Annotated in this window: 24 protein-coding genes and 1 other annotated feature; of the genes, 12 read left to right on the top strand and 12 right to left on the bottom strand. The window is 44.8% G+C overall.

Features of this window, described 5'->3' with window-relative positions:
• Positions 1–113: 113 nt before the first annotated feature.
• Positions 114–974, top strand: a complete 861-nt coding sequence (locus ACUYLD_RS00415; protein ID WP_446674199.1) for a TrmB family transcriptional regulator — start codon at positions 114–116, stop codon at positions 972–974.
• A gap of 85 nt (positions 975–1,059) precedes the next feature.
• Here ACUYLD_RS00415 and ACUYLD_RS00420 read toward each other — a convergent pair whose 3' ends face one another.
• Both ACUYLD_RS00420 and ACUYLD_RS00425 read right to left on the bottom strand, forming a co-directional pair.
• Positions 1,060–2,682, bottom strand: coding sequence for a nucleoside hydrolase-like domain-containing protein (locus tag ACUYLD_RS00420; protein WP_446674200.1), 1,623 nt, complete (start codon positions 2,680–2,682; stop codon positions 1,060–1,062).
• A gap of 236 nt (positions 2,683–2,918) precedes the next feature.
• Positions 2,919–4,001, bottom strand: a complete 1,083-nt coding sequence (locus ACUYLD_RS00425) for a bifunctional 3-deoxy-7-phosphoheptulonate synthase/chorismate mutase (RefSeq protein ID WP_013309063.1) — start codon at positions 3,999–4,001, stop codon at positions 2,919–2,921.
• 88 nt (positions 4,002–4,089) lie between these two features.
• Positions 4,090–4,361, bottom strand: a binding site (T-box leader).
• A 161-nt stretch (positions 4,362–4,522) separates the two neighbouring features.
• Between ACUYLD_RS00425 and ACUYLD_RS00430 the strand changes: the two genes are divergently transcribed.
• The 3 genes from ACUYLD_RS00430 to ACUYLD_RS00440 are packed head-to-tail and all read left to right on the top strand — an operon-like array spanning position 4,523 to position 6,767.
• Positions 4,523–5,383, top strand: coding sequence for a carbon-nitrogen hydrolase family protein (locus tag ACUYLD_RS00430; RefSeq protein WP_061831216.1), 861 nt, complete (start codon positions 4,523–4,525; stop codon positions 5,381–5,383).
• A 16-nt stretch (positions 5,384–5,399) separates the two neighbouring features.
• Positions 5,400–6,071, top strand: coding sequence for a GNAT family N-acetyltransferase (locus ACUYLD_RS00435; protein WP_061831215.1), 672 nt, complete (start codon positions 5,400–5,402; stop codon positions 6,069–6,071).
• 24 nt (positions 6,072–6,095) lie between these two features.
• Positions 6,096–6,767, top strand: coding sequence for a GNAT family N-acetyltransferase (locus ACUYLD_RS00440; RefSeq protein ID WP_254350916.1), 672 nt, complete (start codon positions 6,096–6,098; stop codon positions 6,765–6,767).
• Between the two features lie 89 nt (positions 6,768–6,856).
• Here the strand turns inward: ACUYLD_RS00440 and ACUYLD_RS00445 are convergent, their stop codons facing one another.
• Positions 6,857–7,036 (bottom strand): hypothetical protein, encoded by a 180-nt coding sequence (locus tag ACUYLD_RS00445; RefSeq protein ID WP_235307519.1) that lies wholly within the window; start codon positions 7,034–7,036, stop codon positions 6,857–6,859.
• 91 nt (positions 7,037–7,127) lie between these two features.
• A complete protein-coding gene (locus ACUYLD_RS00450) occupies positions 7,128–7,388 on the bottom strand; it encodes a hypothetical protein (RefSeq protein WP_061831212.1) in 261 nt (86 codons plus the stop codon).
• Between the two features lie 183 nt (positions 7,389–7,571).
• Between ACUYLD_RS00450 and ACUYLD_RS00455 the strand changes: the two genes are divergently transcribed.
• Complete coding sequence (locus tag ACUYLD_RS00455) at positions 7,572–7,859, top strand: hypothetical protein (RefSeq protein WP_023987328.1); 288 nt, start codon at positions 7,572–7,574, stop codon at positions 7,857–7,859.
• Between the two features lie 132 nt (positions 7,860–7,991).
• Complete coding sequence (locus ACUYLD_RS00460; RefSeq protein ID WP_446674201.1) at positions 7,992–9,881, top strand: ATP-binding protein; 1,890 nt, start codon at positions 7,992–7,994, stop codon at positions 9,879–9,881.
• Positions 9,882–9,980: 99 nt separating this feature from the next.
• Here the strand turns inward: ACUYLD_RS00460 and ACUYLD_RS00465 are convergent, their stop codons facing one another.
• The gene (locus ACUYLD_RS00465) at positions 9,981–10,217 is read right to left on the bottom strand and encodes an NHLP leader peptide family RiPP precursor (RefSeq protein WP_061831210.1); all 237 of its coding nucleotides are present in this window, start codon (positions 10,215–10,217) and stop codon (positions 9,981–9,983) included.
• 75 nt (positions 10,218–10,292) lie between these two features.
• Positions 10,293–11,228: a hypothetical protein gene (locus ACUYLD_RS00470; RefSeq protein WP_446674561.1), complete on the bottom strand. Its 936-nt coding sequence runs from the start codon at positions 11,226–11,228 to the stop codon at positions 10,293–10,295.
• Positions 11,229–11,420: 192 nt separating this feature from the next.
• Here ACUYLD_RS00470 and ACUYLD_RS00475 point away from each other — a divergent pair, with 192 nt between their 5' ends.
• Complete coding sequence (locus ACUYLD_RS00475; RefSeq protein WP_446674202.1) at positions 11,421–11,897, top strand: hypothetical protein; 477 nt, start codon at positions 11,421–11,423, stop codon at positions 11,895–11,897.
• Between the two features lie 90 nt (positions 11,898–11,987).
• Here the strand turns inward: ACUYLD_RS00475 and ACUYLD_RS00480 are convergent, their stop codons facing one another.
• The 5 genes from ACUYLD_RS00480 to ACUYLD_RS00500 form a co-directional block, all read right to left on the bottom strand.
• Entirely contained in the window at positions 11,988–12,569 is a 582-nt protein-coding gene (locus ACUYLD_RS00480; RefSeq protein ID WP_254350920.1) for a TetR family transcriptional regulator, read from the bottom strand.
• Positions 12,569–13,531 carry an aldo/keto reductase gene (locus ACUYLD_RS00485; protein ID WP_446674203.1) on the bottom strand — a complete coding sequence of 321 codons (963 nt, stop codon included), beginning with the start codon at positions 13,529–13,531 and terminating at the stop codon, positions 12,569–12,571. Before ACUYLD_RS00485 ends, ACUYLD_RS00480 begins: the two co-directional genes overlap by 1 nt.
• 485 nt (positions 13,532–14,016) lie before the next feature.
• Positions 14,017–14,247, bottom strand: a complete 231-nt coding sequence (locus ACUYLD_RS00490) for a hypothetical protein (RefSeq protein WP_254350922.1) — start codon at positions 14,245–14,247, stop codon at positions 14,017–14,019.
• A gap of 32 nt (positions 14,248–14,279) precedes the next feature.
• Positions 14,280–14,456: a DJ-1/PfpI family protein gene (locus ACUYLD_RS00495; RefSeq protein ID WP_254350923.1), complete on the bottom strand. Its 177-nt coding sequence runs from the start codon at positions 14,454–14,456 to the stop codon at positions 14,280–14,282.
• 158 nt (positions 14,457–14,614) lie between these two features.
• Complete coding sequence (locus tag ACUYLD_RS00500) at positions 14,615–15,082, bottom strand: AbrB/MazE/SpoVT family DNA-binding domain-containing protein (protein ID WP_446674204.1); 468 nt, start codon at positions 15,080–15,082, stop codon at positions 14,615–14,617.
• A 180-nt stretch (positions 15,083–15,262) separates the two neighbouring features.
• On the opposite strand from ACUYLD_RS00500, the gene ACUYLD_RS00505 reads away from it, so the two are divergent.
• Together ACUYLD_RS00505 and ACUYLD_RS00510 are read left to right on the top strand one after the other, a co-directional pair.
• Positions 15,263–16,660: a helix-turn-helix domain-containing protein gene (locus ACUYLD_RS00505; protein ID WP_446674205.1), complete on the top strand. Its 1,398-nt coding sequence runs from the start codon at positions 15,263–15,265 to the stop codon at positions 16,658–16,660.
• A 238-nt stretch (positions 16,661–16,898) separates the two neighbouring features.
• The gene (locus ACUYLD_RS00510; RefSeq protein WP_025723187.1) at positions 16,899–17,084 is read left to right on the top strand and encodes an aspartyl-phosphate phosphatase Spo0E family protein; all 186 of its coding nucleotides are present in this window, start codon (positions 16,899–16,901) and stop codon (positions 17,082–17,084) included.
• Between the two features lie 228 nt (positions 17,085–17,312).
• Here ACUYLD_RS00510 and ACUYLD_RS00515 read toward each other — a convergent pair whose 3' ends face one another.
• A complete protein-coding gene (locus ACUYLD_RS00515; RefSeq protein ID WP_446674206.1) occupies positions 17,313–18,539 on the bottom strand; it encodes an acyltransferase in 1,227 nt (408 codons plus the stop codon).
• A 218-nt stretch (positions 18,540–18,757) separates the two neighbouring features.
• On the opposite strand from ACUYLD_RS00515, the gene ACUYLD_RS00520 reads away from it, so the two are divergent.
• The 3 genes from ACUYLD_RS00520 to ACUYLD_RS00530 are packed head-to-tail and all read left to right on the top strand — an operon-like array spanning position 18,758 to position 23,052.
• A complete protein-coding gene (locus tag ACUYLD_RS00520; protein ID WP_069291277.1) occupies positions 18,758–19,765 on the top strand; it encodes a substrate-binding domain-containing protein in 1,008 nt (335 codons plus the stop codon).
• Positions 19,746–21,800 (top strand): cache domain-containing sensor histidine kinase, encoded by a 2,055-nt coding sequence (locus ACUYLD_RS00525; protein WP_446674207.1) that lies wholly within the window; start codon positions 19,746–19,748, stop codon positions 21,798–21,800. The genes ACUYLD_RS00520 and ACUYLD_RS00525 overlap by 20 nt, the downstream gene beginning before the upstream one ends.
• On the top strand, positions 21,751–23,052 hold the full coding sequence (locus tag ACUYLD_RS00530) for a response regulator (protein WP_446674208.1): 1,302 nt from the start codon (positions 21,751–21,753) through the stop codon (positions 23,050–23,052). The genes ACUYLD_RS00525 and ACUYLD_RS00530 overlap by 50 nt, the downstream gene beginning before the upstream one ends.
• The last annotated feature ends 10 nt before the right edge of the window (positions 23,053–23,062 follow it).

Below are 23,062 nucleotides of genomic sequence, written 5' to 3' on the forward strand. Positions count from 1 at the left end.
TTGCTACTATAGTGACTACTATAAAAACGTTACTAAAAAGATAGTGTGTATATCAGTTTTTGTCAAGGGGAAGTGATATAGTAAGGATGAACACGAATTGAGGAGAAGACGTCATGAAACCAAAACCAAATATATTAGAAATTCTACGAGATTTGAATTTTAGTGAATATGAAGCCAAGGCTTATGTGACCTTATTGGAAAGCTCTCCACTTTCGGGATATGCCGTTTCATTGAATTCCGGGGTACCGAGGTCCAAAGTTTACGAGGTTTTGTCTGGAATGGTTAGCCGTGGGGATATCATGGTCAGTCAAGAAAATACGCCTCTGTATGTGCCGCTTCCTCCACATGAATTGATTGCCCAGAGAAAACGCAAAGCAGAGCAGATTTTCAATGTGGCGCAAGAGAGTTTGGAGCAGTACACAGCATCATTTCAAAATAGAGAGAATATTTGGAATATTTCGGGGTATGAAGCCATTATCAATCGCATAAATGAAGGGGTAAAGGGAGCAAAACACCGAATTTTATTGGAAATTTGGAAAGAGGATGCCGAGGTGTTCCGAGATGCTTTAGAGCAAGTCGCTCAACAAGGAATTGAAGTGATCATTGTAGCGTATGGGGAGCTTAACTTTGATTTCGCTACTGTTTACCGCCATGATATGAGTGAGGAGATTACGTCTGAAATTGGTGGTCGGTGGATTGTACTTAGCGTAGACGACCGGGAGGTCGTAGCTGGCATACTTTCACTTGGTGATGACAGCCGCGCTGCATGGACGTTGCATCCGGGGCTGGTGATGCCGATTACTGAAGTGATTATTCATGATATTTATATCATGGAAATCCTATATGAGTTCCGCGAACAATTAGAGGAGAAATTCGGCCCTAATCTAATTCATCTTCGCAATAAATTTGCTATGGGTCCGAATGGCAAAGGATATTATATTCCTTTGACTGAAAAAAGCATTAAACGTGTATAGAGATTGTCCTAGGTTCGATGTGCAAAAATAAACAGGCCCATGGAGTGTTATTCCATGAGCCTAATTTTATTGATGTTGTATTCTATTATTTTACGGTTATAATCACACGTTGATAATGCTTTAAAGGATGTTTACCATTGTCCTGTACCTCTGCAATGATATGAATCGTATTTCCAGACTTGGCATCTGCAGGAACTATGAAACTTGCTGTATTTGTGTCACTTCCTTGCAAGTCAATTGTGTTTACTTTCTCGCCTTTAGCTACTTCTCGGTGAAGCCCGAGCTGCATATCACCCAGCAATTCAGGTTTAACTTGTGCGGGTTTTACTTTAGAATCTTCATACGTGTCGGCTTCAAAATATCTCCACCATTTGTAAGTCAATTGATCACCGTCTGGATCTGCACCTTCTGCATGCAGGGTTATTTTCTCCCCTGGGCTAGCCGTTAGGTCTAATCCTTCTTTAATGGTCAATGTTGGATTATGGTTGGCATCTTTGTAGTCGGACGCAATGGCCCAATCTGCACGAGCAGCAAAGTCATTTTGAATATCATCAAACCAACGCATCAAAGAATATTCTGCTTCGAATTTTTTCGTATGCATATCATAATCTAACACAGTATTTCTAAACAATTTATCGTTAACGACACCGAAACGACCTCCCCAGCCACCATAGGTTGGGTTTTCCATACTCCGCAATCCGTTATCAATTAAATAGAAGAAGGATGGAGAATCACCTTCAGAAATAAAGTCATACTTGTCGTATTGTGGATTTTTCTTTAAGTAGGCTTCACTGCCTCTTTGTTCTTCATCCAACTCGCCTTTGATGATATTGCCATCGCCCATCAAGGCATACATATTGAGCAACTTGCCATGACCCTCTTTAATATTTTTGAAATTCCATTCCCCGTGCAACTTGCTGTTTACTTCTTCTGTGTGCATTTTCCAAGCATAAGCGAAATGCCAGAAGTTAGATTGATCATTAATAATTCTGATGTCAGGCCAATTTTTAGCGATGTAATTATTGTAGCTATCATCCTGGTCCAGAATGATGTACAGTACGAGTTTATCACTTACTTTTTTTCGAATCGTTTCCCATTGATCTGTATTTCTATATTCGTCTTCAATGGACTTTAGAGCTCTGGCCGTGGTATTGGTTCCACCCCAAGTTTGTACGTATAAATCTCTTTTGTCATCGTCCAGGAAAAGCGTTTTAAGGAAATTGGAGCCTTCCGTTTCTTTGTCCATTTCACCTTTATTTGAAATGTTACCTATTTTGGTAACGCTCTTGATATATTCAGGCTTTGGATATCCCTCGGCATGTTTAATTAAGTTGGGATAAATCTCTCCGTAGGCATCAATCATGTCCGTTACCCATTGGGTTCCGGTCCATCTAAATGGTTTGATGCCAGCTTTTTCATCACCTGCATAATGATATACAGAGCTAGTCAGTACAATCCCGGACAAATCCATTTCATTGGAGTAAAGAAGGAAGCGAATGACAGAGTTCATATCATCTACTTCTCCATCGGTAGTGATCACCGTTCTGGCCTTGGTAATTTTATTTTCTACTTTATTTTCCGTTTGTTTTTCTGTTGGAGCAGCCCTTTCATCTTTCACAACGGCGGGCGCCTTACCACTGCAACCACTGATGATCAGAATACATATCATGGCTAATAGAAAAATGCTTAACCCTTTTCTTTCTCTCATTTCTGTTCCCCTCTCTGAACGTTCCTATGATGTTTTTTGTGGATTATAACCATGTAGGTATTCTTTTTATTCAAGAATTAGGCATAAAAAAAACCTAAACATATATATGTCTCAACAAAAGTCGAGCATATATACATTTAGGTTTTGCCTGCATGATCAGTCACAATCCTGATCCAATTTTACATCATTATCTGAGGAAATGAAAGCGGTTTATGAATGCCGGCATAAAATTAGTTTTACGCTTTGAATAAACCGGATTCTTTGACTTCAGACAGGAAGTTGTGGAACTCAGGAATGTTCAGCTGTTGCTGAGCATCGGACAAAGCGACTGCCGGGTTCGGGTGAACTTCCACCATGATACCGTCAGCTCCAGCAGCTAGGGCAGCTTTGGCGCAAGGGGCCAGGATGTCCTTACGTCCTGTAGAGTGAGTCACGTCCACCAATACAGGCAGATGGCTTTCCTTTTTCAAAATCGGAACAGCGGAAATATCCAGCGTGTTACGCGTCCATTTTTCGTACGTACGAATACCGCGTTCAATCAGCATGACTTGCGTGTTACCACGGGAAACGATGTATTCAGCAGCATGAAGGAACTCTTCCATTGTGGCAGCCAGTCCCCGCTTGAGCAGAACCGGAGTTCTGGTTTCACCCGCAGCTTTGAGCAATTCAAAGTTGTGCATGTTGCGCGCACCAATTTGGATAATATCGATGTATTGGATCGCTTCCTCCAAATGTCTTGGATCGACGATTTCACTGATTGTAGCCAGCCCGAACTCGTCGCCTACACGTTTAAGAATTTGCAATCCTTCTACGCCCAGTCCTTGGAAATCATACGGGGACGTACGTGGTTTGAACGCACCACCACGTAGAATCGGCACACCGGCTTCCTTGAGAGCCGCACCTACTTCGCGAGTTTGCTGGTAGCTTTCCACCGAGCAGGGACCTGCGACCATAATGGAGGCTTTGCCGCCCACCAACGTATCTTTAACCTTGATAACTGTGCTATCCGGTTGATTTTTGCGGCTGACGATCAGATGCTTTTTGTGTTCTTCTTTTTGATAGTTCAAAGAAGCCTTGAAAATATTTTTGAACAGCTGGCGAATCGTAGCATCGTCAAATGGTCCACGGTTAGCCGCGATCAGCTTGTCCAGCATTTGTTGCTCGCGTACCGGATCAAAGTCAGGTACCCCTTGAGCTTCCTTCAATTTTCCAAGTTGTCCCGCCAGTTCAGCGCGTTGGGACAGCAACTCCAGCAATTGCAAATTTGTAGCATCGAGCTGTTCCCGCAACAGCTCCAAAGAATTTTCATTTGTAGACATACAGTACACCCTTCCCGAATTTAAATTTGTTTTTTCTGTTAGCCCATGGACTTTTTTTTGCAGAAAATAACACAAAAAGGCATTCGCCGCAAGGGACGAATGCCGTGGTACCACCCTAATTACAGAAGTATACATACGAATCGTCAACGTCGTTCAGTCGACGGCAGTAACTTCTGATCTTGATGCCCGTAACGGGGGCTTCCGGAAACCTCTACTGCGGACAAAGGAATGAATCCTTCTGTCGGTTCAAGGCTCGACTCGGGAGTGAATTTCAACGCGGGATTGCGGTACGCTCTCAGCAATTCGTACCTTTCTGTGGGAATCCGTTAAACGTCTACTTGTCTCCGTCGATGTCTTTGTTCATGGTATTCAAAAGATTTGACCTTATTTTAAACAAAGTAGGTGCAGAAGGCAAGCCCTGATTATCAGGTTCAGTTTTCGCACCGTTTTGAATCGGTTATAATGTGAACAGCAACGGGACCCCCTTGCAATCTAAAAGACGTGATGTCCGAGGAGGAATTATGAGCAAAATCAGAGTATCGGCGGTTCAATATCACCTGCATACGATTGACTCATTCGAGCAATTTGCCCTGCAATCGGAGCATTATATCAAAACAGCGGAGGAATTTGGCGCGGAATTTGTTCTGTTTCCCGAGTTTTTTACGACCCAGCTTATGTCGATTGGTGACAGTGAAGGCAAAGCTCTGACGATCAACGACCTGCCGGATTTTACGGACCGGTACCTTGAATTATTCACTTCGTTCGCACGTCGAACCGGGATGCATATTATCGGTGGCACTCATGTAGTTAGGAGAAACGAACGTTTATATAATACGGCACATTTGTTTTACCCGGACGGGCGTGTGGCCACTCAGGACAAAATTCACATTACACCGACAGAGGTGCATGAATGGAATATGGCTCCCGGTGAGGGGCTGAATGTGTTTGAGACGTCCAAGGGCACCATAGCGATGCTGACCTGCTATGATATTGAATTTCCCGAAATCGTTCGCATGGCGAAGACCAAGGGAGCAGATATTATTTTCTGTCCTTCCTGTACGGACGATCGTCACGGATTTTACCGGGTACGGTATACAAGCCACGCCAGAGCGGTTGAAAATCAGGTGTATGTCGTTTTAACGGGGACTGTCGGCGCTTTGTCTACGGTTGATTTTATGCGTGCCAATTATGGACAAGCCGCAGTCATTACACCCAATGACATTCCTTTTCCGCCACGCGGCATTATGGTGGAGGGTGAACTGAACAACGATATGATTGTGACAGCAGATCTCGATTTGCAGCTGTTGTACGATGTGCGCGAGCGGGGCTCGGTTACAACCTGGCGTGACCGTAGAACAGATTTATACACAGACTGGAGCTAATGAAAGGAAATAAGCCATGTATCGCAAAGAATGGTTCATCTTTGACGGCGATCGACCGCTACGGGCGGTGATTCGTAATTATTCTACAGCCGATTATGAGGGGTTGCTGCGTATTCAGCAGGAGAGCTTCCCCCCACCTTATCCGCAGGAGCTGTTATGGAGCCGGGAGCAGATTGCCAGCCAGACAGAGCATTTTGCAGATGGAGCGCTGTGTGTGGAAATTGAGGGGGAACTGGCGGGTTCGGTAACCAGCCTACTGATGCATTATAACCCCGAACATCCCCAGCATACATGGGATGAAGTAGCGGATGACGGTTATATTCGTACGCACTGTGAGGACGGCAAGGCGCTGTATGTGATTGATTTGGCGGTACGTCCTGCTTACCGCAGATTGGGTCTGGGCAAATGGCTGATTTTTTCCTTATATCATCTTGTGATTGAACGGAGACTGGATCGTTTGCTGGGCGCGGGGCGTATGCCTGGTTATCAGCATCATGCCGACCAATTGAGCGCAGAAGCGTATGTGGATGCCGTAGTGTCTGGTGAGCTGAAGGACCCGGTATTAACTTTTCTGCTTCGTTGCGGACGGGTGCCCGTTTGTATCCTGCCGAATTATTTGGATGATGAACAATCGCGTAATTATGCTGCCCTCATGGAATGGAGAAATCCGTTTCATACCCATCACTAATTGTAGAGGAGCGTGTCCTATCCTATGGAATATCATCGCATTACTCATATTGAAGACCCCTTGTTTGCGAGCATGCATCAGCTAATGCAGAGAGTATTTCCACCAGAGGAAGTGCTAGAGTACAGTCTGTGGAAGGAACCGCTGGAAGACCCGGGTATTCGTGTCTTTGTTGCGGTACAGGATGATAAGGTAGTTGGTGCAACAGAGTATCGTTATTATGAGGACTTTAATGTAGCTATGACAGATTTTACGATCATCGGACAATCGGGACTGGGCATTGGCCGTTTTCTTTGGACACGACGCCAGAATGACTTGCACGCGCTTGCTCAGGCCAGCGGACAGCAGTTGCTGGGTATGTTTGCTGAAATCTATGACCCTTACCGTGGCAACGAGCATCCCTTTGGTGGTGTCAAGCCAATGGACCCGTACGTGCGACGTGAGGTGCTATCTCATCTGGGCTATAAGCGTTTGGATCTGTACTACGTACATCCGTCCTGGAATAACGATGGTGTAGCAGTAGAAGGGCTGAATTTAGGCTTTATGCCTGAGGATGATAGCATGGAAGAAGTGAGCGCCAAATTGGTGGCAGCTTTCCTACGTCGTTACTATACAGTATTGCCGAACAAGCCTGCTGTCTGGAACGAAATGATAGATGGATTGGAAGCCAAATCGACAGTAGCATTGCTGCCATTGTAAACATGTGAAGTTCAAAAGGGTGCACTCAAGCCATGTGTATCATTTGTGTGGCTTGGGTAGCACCCTTTTTGCATTCTCTATCTGTCCTTTCATTTTCCTTGATCTCTGGGTTCGGGCTTCGCAGATGCGACTCCTCGTGGGTTATCTTCGGCCGAGATATCATCTGTAATTGTCTTGTCCGCAGACCTGCGGTCATCCTCTTCCACGGGATTCAAGGCTTTGTAGCGCTTATACTCCATATCGGCTTGAGACATCGGATCTTTATACATAGGAGATCAGTCAACTCCTTTCGGTTATACACTTCATTACCCGCATAGCAGAATGGGTAACCGTTTTCTTTCACCCGATAAAATGAAGTGTTTAATCCAGCATATCGTCGCTGTCCAGTTGCTCTTCTTCGTCCCCATCGGTACCATTCAGCAAATCGGTACCATGCAGGAATTCGGCAGGAGCAGAAGGATCAACAGGACTGTTCGGTGTCAGTTCATCGGCATCTGGGACGTCTTCGAGAGGAGTATCTGGGCCCTCGGTTAGATTCTCCCAGTTGGTTTCTGCATTTTGCAGAGAAGGCTCAAAATCATTGTCATGTAGCTCATTAACTCGATCATCACGATTGGCCATGTTGCTCAGCTCCTTTACTTTTTGTTGCTTATTCCGACCTTACCCAAACAGTAGAACGGCTAAACCTTGAGTTAGTGTGTCTGTAGGAAGTTAAAATCATGCGAATAGGGATATGCCCATTCTCAATTAGCGTTTTTTTGGTAACTGCTGTGATATGATAAAGAGGATAGGGAGGGATATGAATTGGAATGGTACATGTTTGGTCCGATGATTAGTCGTATCCGAGTAGGTCAAAAGGCATCTACCCCGGGTTTTTCCCGTACCCTCATTCGGCGCCCGGAAGGCTTATACTGGACAGATGGCGGACAGGCCGGAAAAATAGTAGAAATACGCGATTATTTATTTTCCGATATTTGGACGATCTATGAGGATGAAGATTGTGAACCATGGTTGGGGCTTAGAGAGCAGAAGGAGCGGCGCGAACAGGAAATGATCATTAATCAATATGAAGATTTTACAAAAAATGAGTAAAAAGAACATGATACCCTACTAATGAAGAAGGTATGCACATCATCGTATAGAATAATATAATTTCAGGACGTAAAAAATGTTAAAACGTATACAAACTTGTAAATCCTACTATGTAACTTTGAGGTGCTTAATATGAGGCATGTGCCCAAAGCTGTCGCCACCCTGCTAGCGGTCATTGTGTTGTTGTTGTCGCTGGGCTACTCCGCCTATGCGGCCAAAATGACCCCGGAAAGGGATTATAAGATACCCTCCTGGGATATGAGATGGGGAGCGGTAAACGAGGATGGCTCTTTAGATGAGGTAAAGGATTCCAGCAAGGCCTGGATGCATATTGAAAATGATACACAACTGCTTAGGCAACCCGGTAATATAGGCTCTGCCTGGATTCGTATGAAGTTACCTTCGCTAAATGATGAAACGCCAGCGGTACTTTTTGAAAATATTTATGGCAGGCATATTACGCTGTATAAAGATGGGACCAATTTTTACGAATCCTACCGTGGGTACAATTATGAGAATAATCGTATTCTGATTCCGCTGAAGCCGGAAGACAGCGGTAAAACATTATACATATGGACGGAAAGCAGTAAGAATAGACTGGGCATTATCGGCAATGTGATGACCGGTGATTATCGTGATTTGTTGGGGACCTTGGTCAGAATGGATGTTTTAGATATTGTACTGGGCAGTACGTTTATCTTTATGGCACTAGTACTACTGATCTGCTCATTTTTCATGTTCCGTCCGAGTATGGCTATGTGGCTGTCCCTAAGTGCAATAGTATTGTCTATTGGTCTGATGATCGTAACGTATTCACCATTCTTGTATACATTCTATCGCGGCTATGGCAAGCTGTACTTACAACTTTTTGATGTGGCACTATTTATTCTGCTGCCTTCATTAGCCTTCTTTTTTGAACAAAATATCAATTCGATTATACTGATTCGCAAATTCAGAAAGTTGTTAACCGCATACTCTTTGTTCTGCTTTACCATGATGATTGTGAATTTAGGAGCACAGGAGCGGTTGAACGATATATATTATTTTTTTAGTGTAGTCATCTTGGGTATATTACTCGTCGCCTTAATGATACTGCTGGTATTTGCTTCGGTTCGCATGGCACTTAAGGGTGATCACGAAGCGATCATTTTATCGACAGGCTTTGCATTTTTTGCAGTCATCTCTATCGGGGAACTGAGCTGGTTCTTCATTCTGGACGGACACTACAATATGTTTTTGTGGAAATGGGGCGTGTTCGGTTTTGTACTGGCGTTGATCGCGATTTTGGGCAGAAGGCTGGCAGAAAAGCACAAGCAGGTGGTTCGGTATTCCAGAGAACTGGAGATGTTCAATAATGAGCTTCAACGTTCGGAGAAAATGGAGATTATTAGCGATCTGGCTGCATCTGTAGCTCATGAGGTACGTAATCCGCTTCAGGTTACACGTGGATTTCTTCAGTTGATGAGCAAGCAGGAGGATGGTAAAAATAAAGACTATCTACATATCGCTCTGGAGGAGCTGGATCGAGCTTCCGCGATTATTACTGATTTTCTGACTTTTGCCAAGCCAGAATTTGACCAAACCAAAACGTTGACCATATTGAACGAATTCAAACATATTGAAGGAATCATCAGTCCAATGGCTAATTTGCAAGGTGGAAAAATTTCGCTGGATATTCCCCAGGAAATCAAAGTGCGCGGGAATTCCTCCAAGTTCAAGCAAGCGTTCATCAATATCATCAAAAACAGCATTGAAGCGCTGCGAGATCAGGGTCATATTCATATATGGGCTTATGTGGACAACGGAGAAGCTGTCATTCATATTCGGGATAATGGTGAAGGGATGGATGCTCAGACTTTATCCAGACTAGGTGAGCCTTATTTCTCGAATAAGACAAAAGGCACGGGTTTGGGGATGATGGTGACTTTTCGGATTATTGAAACGATGAATGGCAAAATTACTTTTACAAGTGCAAAAGGGGTGGGAACAGAAGCGACCATCCGCTTCCCCGTAGCCGGATAATATCCGGCTTTTTTGCATTCGGAGAAAACGGAGGGAAGCTTGCTGAGCCCACCCACATGAGATTAAGGAATATAGATTAAATAAGCATTAACAACTAATTTACCACATCGAGCGAGGTTTCTGGGATGCAGCGAGCACGCCGGAGGGGTCTGGAGGAATTACCAGAAAAAACTGATCAGGCGTTTCCTCTAACGTTTTGATTTGGATATGATCGGGGATCACGACTCCTAACACATCACGAATTGCAGATTTGGGATCTGACATCAGTTTCTCTCTGAAACTGGCATCCTCCCAAGCTTTTTGAATGACTTGTGTTTGAAGAACTTCAGTAGCCATCAAAAATCACCCTCTCATTCAATTGGTTATATTTACCTAGTCAGTATACCACGAAAGGCTCAGAAAAATCTAGCATTATTTCATATTTTTGGAGAGCCAGTAGTCAAGTCCGCCTCTTCTCAAATGCGAGCGTCCGCCTTCAATTTCCGCCGCCACTTCGCCCAGTTCTGCTGCGATAGAATGTGCAAAGCTACGTAGGCCGTGGATAGAAGGCTTCAGGGTCTCTAACAGTTGGACTGCTTGATCGGCAATGCTCACATAGCTGGCGAGTGCACCGCGTACATAAATTGCTTCCTGAATCTGTTTGGGTCCCAATCCTTCACAGTAAGCTGTCTTTTGCTCGGCACTGATATGGGACAAAAGACAGTTATAGCTATGTTCGACCAAATCTTCTGCCCAATCGGCCCAATCATCCGACATTTGAAGCACGAGTAGCGCCAAGTCCGTCATATTTGTAATAGTCTGGACCAGATCGGCACGGCCTGCGAGCAGTAAAGCACCCGTTCCGGCCATTTTTAATGGACTTGCTTTCAGCGCGACCTTATTTCTTTCTCCTTGAAAATAGTCCTCTGTTCCTTCGGATATCACACTAACGGCCCATTCATCAACATACGTTCGGGCATATGACCAAAAAGGAGAGGTTGCCGGAAAAAGGTCCCGATATACGCTTATACACTCGGTATAGAAGAGCTGGCTTAAGGCGAGTTGCATTTTACGGTTGTCTGCTGCTGTGTCCATCACATCATCTTGAATTAAATAGTGAGCCATGATAAACACGTTGCCAAGTGACAGCTTGTGGCATGTTTCGGGGGGGAGTCCGGTGAGTTCTTGCAGCCAAAATGGAAGCAAATAGCATATGTAATTACGCGTGCTGTCTTCCCGCAACGGATTAAAACGCGCCAGAAAGTCCAAACCCTCTTGCTGAAAGGGAGCTGGAAACGTGGACGTCCGTTCCTCCGCTTGACGAAATACTTTTTCCAATTCGTCTTTGTATGCAAAATACCATTCCATCGCCATCACCTGCATCTCTTATGAATATTTTTATAGCGATTTCTAGTTGTTACCGGCCATTATACAACAGATTGCAAATTTCAATATTTTGTTATTTTTACATTGAGAATGTTGTGAAAAAACATAGGGAATGAATAAAAAAAGCAGAAAGAGAAAATATAGATGAAAAAGGATGAAAGAAGGGTCTGCAACATGAAAAAACAATTGAAATTGGCCGCTGCTATCCTATATGGAGGAGTGATGATGTATGGTACTGCGGGTGCAGCAGGAGCTTCCGGGACCGAACCGGGTAATTCGTTGCAAACTCTCACTCCCATCGGCTCTATCCAAGGGGCAGCCCGCCAATGGAATGTTGAACCACAGGACGACCACGGACATGGGCATGTTCACAGACATAGACACGGCAAACGGCCTGGCGGCTTGAATCACCATCTCAACGAGAAAGTAGCTAGGTTGCTGGGCATCACTCCTGTCCAGTTAGAGAAAGAGCTGGGACAAGGGAAGTCGTTGGCCGAGGTTGCTAAAAGCAAAGGCATCAAAGAAGATCAGCTCATTGATAAATTGAAGAACGAAATGACTATGGATCTGAAACGGCTTGTGAACCATAAAGGCCCGATTACATTCGATCGTAAGTCCGGGGCTTCGAATGAAGCTCAATTAAAGCGTTAGCCAGGGATACCGTGGATATCTTCCTCATGAATAAGTCGAGGAGTAAATTGTTTGACAACAAAAAAAGGATGGGGGAAACCCATCCTTAAATTATTGCAGAATTCCAGACATAATGAGATTCCAAACAACTTCGAATTCCTGATGAATGGTCGGTAATAACCACTCTCGACTGTGAAGAGGGTGATGAAATCGGACTGTTGCCACATAGATTCCACGCGCAACCTCTTCTGCTAATCCTTCTTTAAACTCGTGATTGCTTATCCCTGCTTCTACAATTTTGGTGATGTTACCGATGATATGATTAACAAATTCGTTAGCAATATCATCCGATTCTTCAGCAATTTTAGTATAAATTGCAAACAATTCGGGATCTTGTTGGGCTTTGGTATGTTTGATCCGAATTAACGTATCCATCCATATAAGTAAACGCTCACTGGCAGAGCATTCTTGTTGGAATGTTTTGTCCAAAGGTTCAGTGATTACATGAAACCATCGTTTTACAACTGCAAGACGTAGAGCCGTTTTACTTGGAAAATGACGGTAAATGGTTGCGTGTGTGACATTCAATGATCGCGCCACATCAACTACACTCGTCTTCTCTGGCCCAAATCGACGAAGAACGTCTTCCGTCGCGTCCAGAATGGCTTCTTTTGTTAGAAACTGATCTACCATTAATATCGGGTACCAGCGGCAGCATCTGCTGGGACAGCCTCTTGAATTTTCTCTAAATCAGATGCGGTAAGTTGTAAGTCGAGCGCTGTGACAGCATCCTGAAGTTGCGTTAGACGGCGAGCACCAATAAGTGGGATAATATCATCCCCACGAGATAGAACCCACGAGGTTGCAAGTGATGCAATGGTTGTGTTTTTTTCTTCAGCGATGGTACGTAAGGCCTCTACTAGCTCCAAATTTTTATCCAAATTCTCACCAGTAAACCGTGGTAAATGTTTACGGAAATCGAAACCATCAGTTCGACGATCTTTGTCCCATGTTCCACTAAGTAATCCGTGCGAGAGGATTCCATAGGCTGTGATGCTAATGCCGAGTTCTCTCGCTGTTGGTAAAATCTCTTTCTCGATATCTCTTGACATCAGAGAATACTCGAATTGCAGATCTGTGATTGGGTGAACAGCGTGAGCTCGCCGGAGTATCTCTGCATCAACTTCTGACAAACCGATGTGCCTGACATATCCCGCCTTGACCATATCAGCAATGGCACCAATCGTTTCTTCGATAGGTACTGTAGGATCCAGCCGGGCAGGACGATAAATGTCCACATAGTCAGTATTCAATCGTGCCAAAGTATACGAGAGGGAGTTTTTCACAGCCTGAGGACGGCAGTCAATTCCCGAATAGGAGCCATCCGGTGAGATCAGCATGCCAAATTTCACACTGAGGATGACATCTTCACGCTTTCTTCCTTTCAAAGCTTCAGCAACCAAAAGTTCATTGTGTCCCGAACTATAAAAGTCCCCTGTATCTAGAAGCGTAACTCCTGCATCTAGTGCAGCGTGAATCGTGTTAATACTTTCTGCGCGATCCGCAGAGCCGTATGTTCCTCCTGACATTCCCATACAGCCTAGACCCATGCTTGAAACCAATGGACCGTCTATACCTAATCGTCTTTGTTTCATTTAGAAGACCTCCTTATTAAGATAAATTGAATATACTATAACAAAATTCAAAATACAAATAACATTTTTTGAATTTTGTAATTCTATCCGCATGGAAAAGGAAGGTTCCCGAAATCATTGCGGCTTTTGAACCAGAGATAACAAAAAACTACACCCATATCGGCGTGAAAACCGGTCTTTTTGTAATTAAAACCCTTTAGTGTTGTAAATTATTTTTCAAAAGCTCGGCTAGGCCCGGATAAATTTGACCATAATTTTCTTTCCAAAAATACTGGGTACTTTGTTCCATATGCTGTTTAATATCGTAGCCAGTGTGTGGACCTATTGAATGCCCAGTATCGAAAGCATCGTATTCTCTTTTGCGGATAGTGATAGTGAAGCCATTGTTGACTGGTTTCGTCTTCTGGAAAGTGACCATGGAGCGGATCTTTCCCAGCAAAGATGTTATCTATCATTTTTTGAATCAAAGTTCGTTTGCTTGGAGCTTAACTATCTTTAAAGAGCTTAAAAAAATCAATGGTTTCTTTTAAATCTTCATCATCCGTATAAATGTCCACCACCTTGCCTATTTCAATTGCAAAGTCCACATACTTATTTGGTTTAGCCGTAATGATATTCTTGTGTATCTCCAGACCCGTTGGATGATTCACAGGATTTTTATAGGAGACACCTGCTATCTCCAGAAGTTCAGTGGCAGAACAAATGGTCGCTATCACTTTATTATCATTATTCAGTGTATTGATTAAAGCTAAAAGTTCTTGTTCGTCTTTAATGGAGTGTTATCTCCACCAGGTATAATTAGGAGTTGAATATCCTCCGCGGACACTTCATCAAGGGCTACCGAAGGCGTAACTTTAAAATCCTCATAGGAAATCACTGGGTCTTTGGTTACACCAATCGTAACAATATCCCCTTTGGTTTTCATAAAATAGGTTGTCTGATTGTTCTTTTGGCGTCTCTAATTTTTGTGGTCATGGGTAGGAGTGGTAATTCGTTCAGGTTTAGAAGTTGAAATAACCAGTCGCCTTGAAATCTACCAGCGACTGGTTATTTAGCTTTGCTAGAATATGAGTTGAGCGATACCTATAATAGCTTTTTAAGCTGGGAAATACGGCCTTGGGATACGCCGAGCCATTCAGCATATTCGCCTTGCTTGGCTGTTGGATGCTCGCGCATGAGTTTTCTTAGATTTTCGACTAAATGTTGTGAAGACGACCGATGGTTACTTTTTTCTTTGTACGCAGGTTTCTTTACGACAGGAAAAGGTAATGGACTCACACCTATATTTCCCTTCAGATCGTTTATGCATTTTTTACATAAAAATGAATCCCAGAAATAGCTTAAATCCTGAATCGAATAGCATAAGTGACAGCAGACTCCAATATACTTCCGCATACTCAATAAACCTGTTTCAACATCTAAATAAAATTCTAAGGACTCACCAGCTTGAATGCCCATAGAGGTTCGCATCTCTTTAGGAATAACAATTCGACCTAACGTATCCAATGGACGTGTCATACCTGTATTTTTCAAGTGATCTTCTCCTTCCATTGTCCAACATCCAAAGATCTCCTAATAAAAATATAAAAATCAATAAAGTAAAAGCATTTATGTTTGTTCCAAAAGATGGTATTATCGTGAAGGAAAATCAATAATTATACTATTAGTTTCCAAACTATATTGTTTATTGAAATTGAAATTTTATGAAAATGCTGAAAGGGTGGTTTATCCATGGAAATCACACCTACGATACAGGCAGAAATTCAAACCTATTTGAAACGAAAAGGCTTAACGATGACCAAGTTTGGTCACACGATTGATTTGAATGTAGGTACAGTTAGTAGCATTGTGACCGGTAACCGATCTATTTCTGTTCACCAACTGGATAGCATTACTGCGGGAATGAATTTACCATCGGATTATTTTTACGAACGTTATATTGAAGAATGCATTGAAGAATCTCCGCTCAACTGGAAAAAAATCAGCCCTTTCTTATACCGATGTATTGAGCTAGGACGACTGGACTGCTTGCAGCGAGTTGTAATTCTGTTATTGGATAACCCTAATTATCCGCCATCGCTCTTTGAAGTTGCCGAAAATGTATACAAAGACGGTTACAATGAAGCAGCGGCTTACCTTTACAAAAAGGTGGCTGAAAGTGAGAAGCAGCAGCATTCAGAGCGATTGGCGATCTGCCAGTATCGTTTGTTCCAAATCAATATTGGACAAGATAGAGCTATAAATCTTCAAGCTGCCATTGAATTTGCCCCTTTTGTGGATCGTTTAGACGAGATAGAACAATTAGATGCATTAAAAGATTTGGCGAACGTGTACAGATCATTAAGTATGTGGGACAAGGTGTATGAATTTGCACATCGAATGGGTCAATTAGGACAGATCCAATATAATTTGGTTTATAACTCCAAGCGAAAAGGAACAGAGCCGCAAAAAAAGCCAATTAGACCGTTTTTTACTTACATAGCCTATTCTGGACTAATGTGTGCTAGTGCTTGCGATGCAAAAGGAGATCATGAACAAGCATTAGAACACATTCATCGTTATGCGGATCTAAGTTGGGTGAAAGAAAAAGATTCCGAGTCCCTCTATTGGAAGAAGCAGTATCTGCAATGGGCGAAAATTAATACGTACGTCAATAGACTTATGTCTGGGGACATCAGTGTTCTGCCGGATTACGTAGAACATATGGCTGCCGAAAAAGAGATTTTTGCCGAGCTACTGAACGTCCTTGAAGTAGCTAATCGATATAATGTAGATGTAGATCATATCCTCCGGCGCTTTGAGTCCCAAATTGCAGCGTATCAGGAACCATCATCTTCTGATACGTATACTCAACAAGTTTTATCGGAAGAATACGTACGCTTCTGGTACAAAATGGCCAAGTACAGCCTAAATAAATGCAGATATCTATATGGTTTCAAATGTTTAATAAACGCGTTTGAAAAAGCTGTTACAATTAACCATGTACTACTTATTGCCAATTGTTTTGGATTATTTTATCATTTCAAAGCACATGCGGCTCCTAAAACACAGGCTCGGTTCCAATCTATTTATGAGGAGGTGTGGGAGAAAAATGATCAAAAGGATGGCTTTCTTCTTAGCGGTAGCTAGCTTTTTACTGGTATTCACAGTACCAGCTCAAACTGCAAATCTAAGCCATGACACAATCCAAACACAAGGACACGTTGGTGGAATGTGATCCAAGTAATCATCATCTTCATATTCATTACTATTGACCAGCTTATGGCTGGTCTTTTTTTGTATTATTTTGTAATTTTTCGACTCAAAAAAGATCATGAGGTATTTGTACATCCCTCCTTAAAATGAGATTCATTAGGAGGTATGCAGGATGAACAGGTATGAAACGGTAACGTTAATTCAACAGATGGAACACGCCAGACAACATTTGCATGATCTTTACGAAGAGTATGGTTTCGGACATGCTTGTGTACTTGAGCAGTCTATGCTTTTGGATGAACTGATTAATCAGTACAACCGTATGTTTCAGACCAAGAAGCTACCTCATTATGTTTAGTCCATCCTCTCCCTTCTTTGTTATGCAAAACTATGACTTCTCCCGCGTAACGTTTATTATTCTATATAATGACTTATTTTAAAATAAAATACATATTCATGTCATAAAATGTTAATCATCTTTTTGAGGGGACGGCATACTAAGGCACAGAAAAGCAGAGCTCAATAAGTGAGCCCTGCCAAAGTTCATTGGAATCATAACCCCATGCTGAAACACAGACGCATAAGATTAGCCAAGCTCCTGCGTGCTTTTGGAAGCACGTTTGGAGGAAAGGAACTGGAAACGAAACGAATGCCAGTTCAACCGCTGTCTGCCTTTGGAACCAACAATCCAGTTGCCGCCGGGCAGATGGGCAAAGAGCCAGCTGATGCCCAGAGAAACACTTGCCACGACGATAAACGTAATGAACGTAGCTGTAAAATGATGATCGCCCAGTGCAAGCGGGCGGGTGTAGTAGGATATGAAGGCCAGCACGAGTGCATGGGCCAGATATCCTCCAAAAGAATAACGCCCGATCCAGTTCAACATACGGCGAAACGGCTCGGATCGTGTATCTTTTTGCAAATGGAGCAGCAGTCCGTACAATAAAAGCAGCTGCGAGACAATGAGCACAAAGGTGCTTGGCTTCAAATAGGTGGAAATATTAAGATTGATCGTATCGCCCGACTGGATCAGCATCGTGTGACCCATGAGCATGAACAAACCAATGAACACAAATACATTCCACGGCAACGTCTGTTTGGCCAGTCCACGCCACGTGTCTGTCATGTAAGCACATACTGCGCCCAGCATAAAATAGAAAAAGTACATGACAAAGTTATAGGTGCGATAATCCAGTAGAGTCTGCCAAAAGGACGGCAACCCAGTGCTCCATGCAGACATGTCATAGTAGGACCATTGTAACAGCAAAGCATAAGCCGTAGCGGCAATCAGCATAATAGCCAAAACAAGCTGTTTGCGTCTTTTCGTGCTGTAACGACGTAGAAACGCTTGAACCTGCCCGGCTGCTTTTGAAAATAAAGGAAACAAAATATAAAACTGAAAGATCATCACTACAAACCATAGATGATATCCGCTGACGGGGATGATCATTTCCTCGAACATACCTTTGTAAAAATAAATATTTCCCCACTGCGCCGTTGACCAGTTTTGAGTACATACCCAATAAATAACAGTCCAGCAAAGGAAAGGAACATAAATATCTCGAAACCGCCTGCCAATATAGCGAGGATAGCCAATCGGTTTGTTGCCGTTATAAAATAGCAGCGCCGCAGACAGGAAAACGAACGTCGGTGTGCCAAAACGTGTCAAATGATACAGCATCGCGAGCATAACAGAATCTGGCTGTTGGATGTCGCTGCGATAAATATATTCGCCAATGCAATGCTGAAGCACGACAGCGAGGTAGGCAAGGCCCCGTAGTTCTGTCCACTCCGCGATACGCGGCTTGCTCATCCATATCACTCCTTTTCCGCAAGATACGCACATGTTTTTCCTAGCACAATTGTAGGTATTGTAACGTAGAAACATTAGTGCAGGATTAACGCCACCTGAAAGTAAGAAGAGTGAAGTAGTTCCAATTTAATATGATTGCGTTTACAATCTAAGTAAAACCAGAATAAATTAAAGTGAATTTATAACTTAAGGATACACACAGGAAGAGGAGAGGAAGGATGAAAAAAACGCTGCTGGTATATATGCTGTTGATTGCGGCCTTTGCTCTCTATGTGTTCAGGTATGAACAATCTGGCCCGTTGAATGGCACTTGGGAGGATAAGGGGCTACGAGGCAGTATCGGAGAGACCTATATAATGATTACGTTCCAGTCCGGTTTGGAGTATTGGAAAAGCGGGCTCAAGGGCTTCGAGGATGCGGGTGATGCTTTGGGGGTGACTGTGGAGTATCGGGGAGCTACCCGTTATGATGCGCAGGAGCAGACAACTGTTATTGAGCAAGCAATTGCTCGTAAACCCGCAGGGATTGCCATATCAGCGATTGATCCTCACTCCCTGATTCCGGTGATTAATAAGGCGCTGGATGCGGGCATTCCTGTGGTGCTGTTTGATGCCGAAGCGCCGGGGAGCCGGGCGTATTCCTTTTTGGGCACGGATAATTATAAGGCGGGCGTGACCGCTGCGGATAAAATGGCAGAGCTGTTGGGACGAGAAGGTCAGGTCGCTGTTCTGACGCTGCCTGGACAGCAAAATCATGAGGAACGCTCGCGTGGCTTTCGCGATACCATTCAACGGCAGTATCCTGCGATGAAGGTGGTGGAAGTCGCAGATGGCCGCGCAGACGCGATGGTCTCCCGGGATGAGTCGCAAAGGCTGATGAAAGCTTATCCGAAACTGGCGGGCATTTTTGTGACCGATGCAACGGGAGGAACAGGTGTGGGTGAAGCGGTACTGAGCCAAAAAAACAGCCATCCGCTGAAAATCATTTCTTTTGATACGAATAAAGCGACACTGGATATGATTCGTGGTGGGACAATCTCGGCAACGATTGCCCAGGGAACATGGAATATGGGTTATTGGTCGCTTCAATATTTGTTCCATCTGCATCATCATTTGACGATTCCTGCACCTTCTTCCACTGGAGACAACACTCCGCTGCCTGTGCGGGTAGATACTGGGATTTCCGTAGTCACCCGGGCGAATGTAGATGATTATTATGCGAAATAAATTTTGGGAGCGTATCCAATTAGGGGTGCGCCAAACGATGCCGCGGTTACGCTTGCGCAATATGCCTTTACGTTATCAGCTCATGCTGCTGTTCCTGTTGTTTGGCATTGTGCCTTCGCTGGGATTAGGTCTACTGGTCAATTGGACGGTGGAACGGATTATTGAGCGGCAGGTGGAAGATCATACGATGCAGTTGATTGGCAAGGTGAACGAAGCGCTGGATACCAAAATGGAAAATTTGCAAAACATGACGTATCTGATTGCTTTTAACCCTGATATCGGGGAGTTCTGGAAAGGGAAGACGCTGGCTGACGGCCACGCGGGTCATGCGAGTATCGTAACGCCGGAAAACCAGGGGGAGCGGGCACAGAACTCGGTGCAAAATCAGGCCTTCACTTCCAAGCAGGCATTAAGTTCTGTACAGGAGCAGGATACGCTGTATAAAATGAAGCAATTTTTGCAGGGCTATACCACGTTATATCCTGAGATTGCAGGGATTCTGATCGTGAACGAAAAAGGCGACTATATCAGCAACGAAATGTACGCTCGAAGCACGCGTAGCCTGACGGAAGAAGGCTGGTACCAACAGGCGGCGCAGCATGCAGGCATATTCACTGTGCTAGGACAGCCGAGCCACCGTAATGTGACCACTCATGTCCGGTACAAGGACAGTGAAATTGTCTCCGTCGTTCGTTCGGTTACAGATCCGGAAACCGGACGCGTGCTAGGCGCGATTATGATTGACCTCAAGCTGCGGGCTGTGTCGCAGGCCGCCAGGGACGTAACCTTGGGCAAAAGCGGGTATTTAATGGTGACAGATGCTGAGGGACGCAGCGTGTATAGGCCGGATATGCCTTTGATTGAGCGCATTCCGCCGCAATGGTTCGGGGCAGGTGACAGCGGGATGTTTACCCGTGAAGCTGGGGGCAGGGAATTGCTGTTCATGTTCAGGGCTTCCGAATTCACGGGCTGGAGAACAGTGGGGGTATTCCCGGCACGCGAATCTACACTGGAAGTGCGGCAAATTCAGTTCTATGTCATCTGTTTTGTTTTCATTGTATGTCTATTTGGCTTAACGGCATCCTTGCGATTGTCGAGCTCCATTGCGCAGCCAATTTTTCGGCTGATGTCCTATATGCGGACGGCAGAGACAGGGGATCTTACAGTTCGCCAATGGAGTGACCGTGGGGATGAAGTTGGAATGCTGGGGCGGAGCTTTAACCGAATGCTGGAGCAAATTCGCCGTCTCATGTCACTTAGCGAACTGAGGGAACGGCAAAAACGGGATGCCGAGCTGCGCAGCCTTCAGGAGCATATTAAGCCCCATTTTCTATACAATACGCTAGATACGATTCATTGGATGGCCCGAAAAAATGGAGCAGACGACGTGTCCGATATGGTGGGAGCGCTATCGAGATTGTTCCGTCTCGGGCTCAGCAAGGGGGATGACTTTATTCCACTGCGCTCCGAGATGGAGCATATATCTAGCTATATGCAAATCCAGCAAACCCGCTATCGTGACCGACTTCGCTGGGAATTGAATCTACCTGACGAGCTAAAGGATCTGTTCGTGTTGAAGTTAATGCTTCAGCCTGTAGTGGAAAACGCGATTTATCACGGCATCAAGGCCAGACGTGGTCCAGGCACGATTTGGATAGAAGCTAAAGCTGAGGGCGACAAGCTGCTGCTGACGGTACGTGACGATGGCGCAGGGATGACGGCGGACCGTCTGCGTGAATTGCGTGAATGGCTGGAAATCCCCCTGGAGGCGATGGAAGTAAAGCAGAAGCAAAAGGGAGTTAGTACCCAGGGCAGAAGCTATGGCATGCTGAATGTACAAGCGCGTATCCGGTTGTCTTTTGGCGAGGAATATGGAATTGTACTGGAGAGCAAAGAAGGGACAGGTACCTGCGTGACGATCACTCATCCGTTGCTGCTGGATATGGCGGAACTGAAGAAGCCTTATGAAAAAGGAGAGGGTCAGGATGACGAAATCAAAGGCCACACACAACTCGACAACGGCGAGTCTGATTGACCAGGCCATAACAGAAGTGACCATAGGAACGGCAAAACGTTACCAAGTATTGATCGCAGATGATGAGCCGATCATTCGTGAGGGGATACGAGATTGCATAGATTGGGCGGCACTGGGCATGGAGGTGGCAGCAGAGGCGGAGGACGGAGAAGAAGCGCTGGAGCTGGTGGGTCAGCTTCATATCGATATCGTGCTGGTCGATATGAATATGCCGTTCATGGACGGGATTGAACTGATTCGGCGGCTGCGGGAAGAGCGTCCAGAATGCCGCTGTCTGATCATTTCCGGGCATGATGAATTTGCTTATGCGCAGGAGGCTGTCCGACTTGGCGTAGAGGATTATATTTTGAAGCCGGTAAATGCAGATCAGCTTCATGCTGCACTGTTGCGGCTTCGTCAGCGAATGGACGAAGAGCACAAGCGTGCCGCCTATGTAGAACAAGCCGCCGGACAGATTGAACGAAATATTCCACTGCTGCGCCAGCGGTTTTGTTTGGAATGGCTGGAAGGGCAACACACGGGCAAAGACGTCATGGAGCAGTTGGCGTTTTTACGCCTTCCATCGCGGCCGCCTGCTCAGATCGGTGTCGTACGGTGGCCTGCGGCAGAGGCACGGCAGACGATTATGCGTGAGAATGACCGCCAGTTGTTTCTTTTTGCCGCTGAAAATATTATTGGCGAATTGCTGGAGGACCGACCGCATGTGTTGTTCCGCGATGCGAACGGGCTGATCGGCATATGCCTGTGGCAGGAGGCACCCGAGACGATAGGCGCTTCCATGGAACAGGTGATTGGACGCTACCTGAATATAGCGGTTCATACGCATGTGGAGTCCAACACGGGTGGACTAGAAGGTGCAATTGACGCGTATCGGGTGAGTCGGGATCGAGTGTATGGCGAATCGCAGCTGTCTCCTATCGTACGTCGGGCCCGGCAGCTCATTCAGGAAGGTTACGCCGATCGGGAATTAACGCTGGAAGCCCTTGCTTCGCGGTTACAAGTATCCGCCGTATATCTCAGCCGCGTGCTCAAAAAGGAGCTCAACGACAGCTTCGTAACCCTCGTCACCCGTGCCCGTATCCGTAAAGCAGTGCAGCTGTTGGATTCCACGACGTTGTCTATCTATGATATAGCAGAACGTACGGGTTACGACAGTCAGCACTATTTTAGCACCGCTTTTAAAAAGACTATGGGCGTGTCTCCTGTGCAGTACCGTAAAGGCGGGGGAATTCAAGAAAACACGGTGGAGTAGGAAGAATTGA

This window comes from Paenibacillus sp. SER-28 (assembly GCF_052906305.1).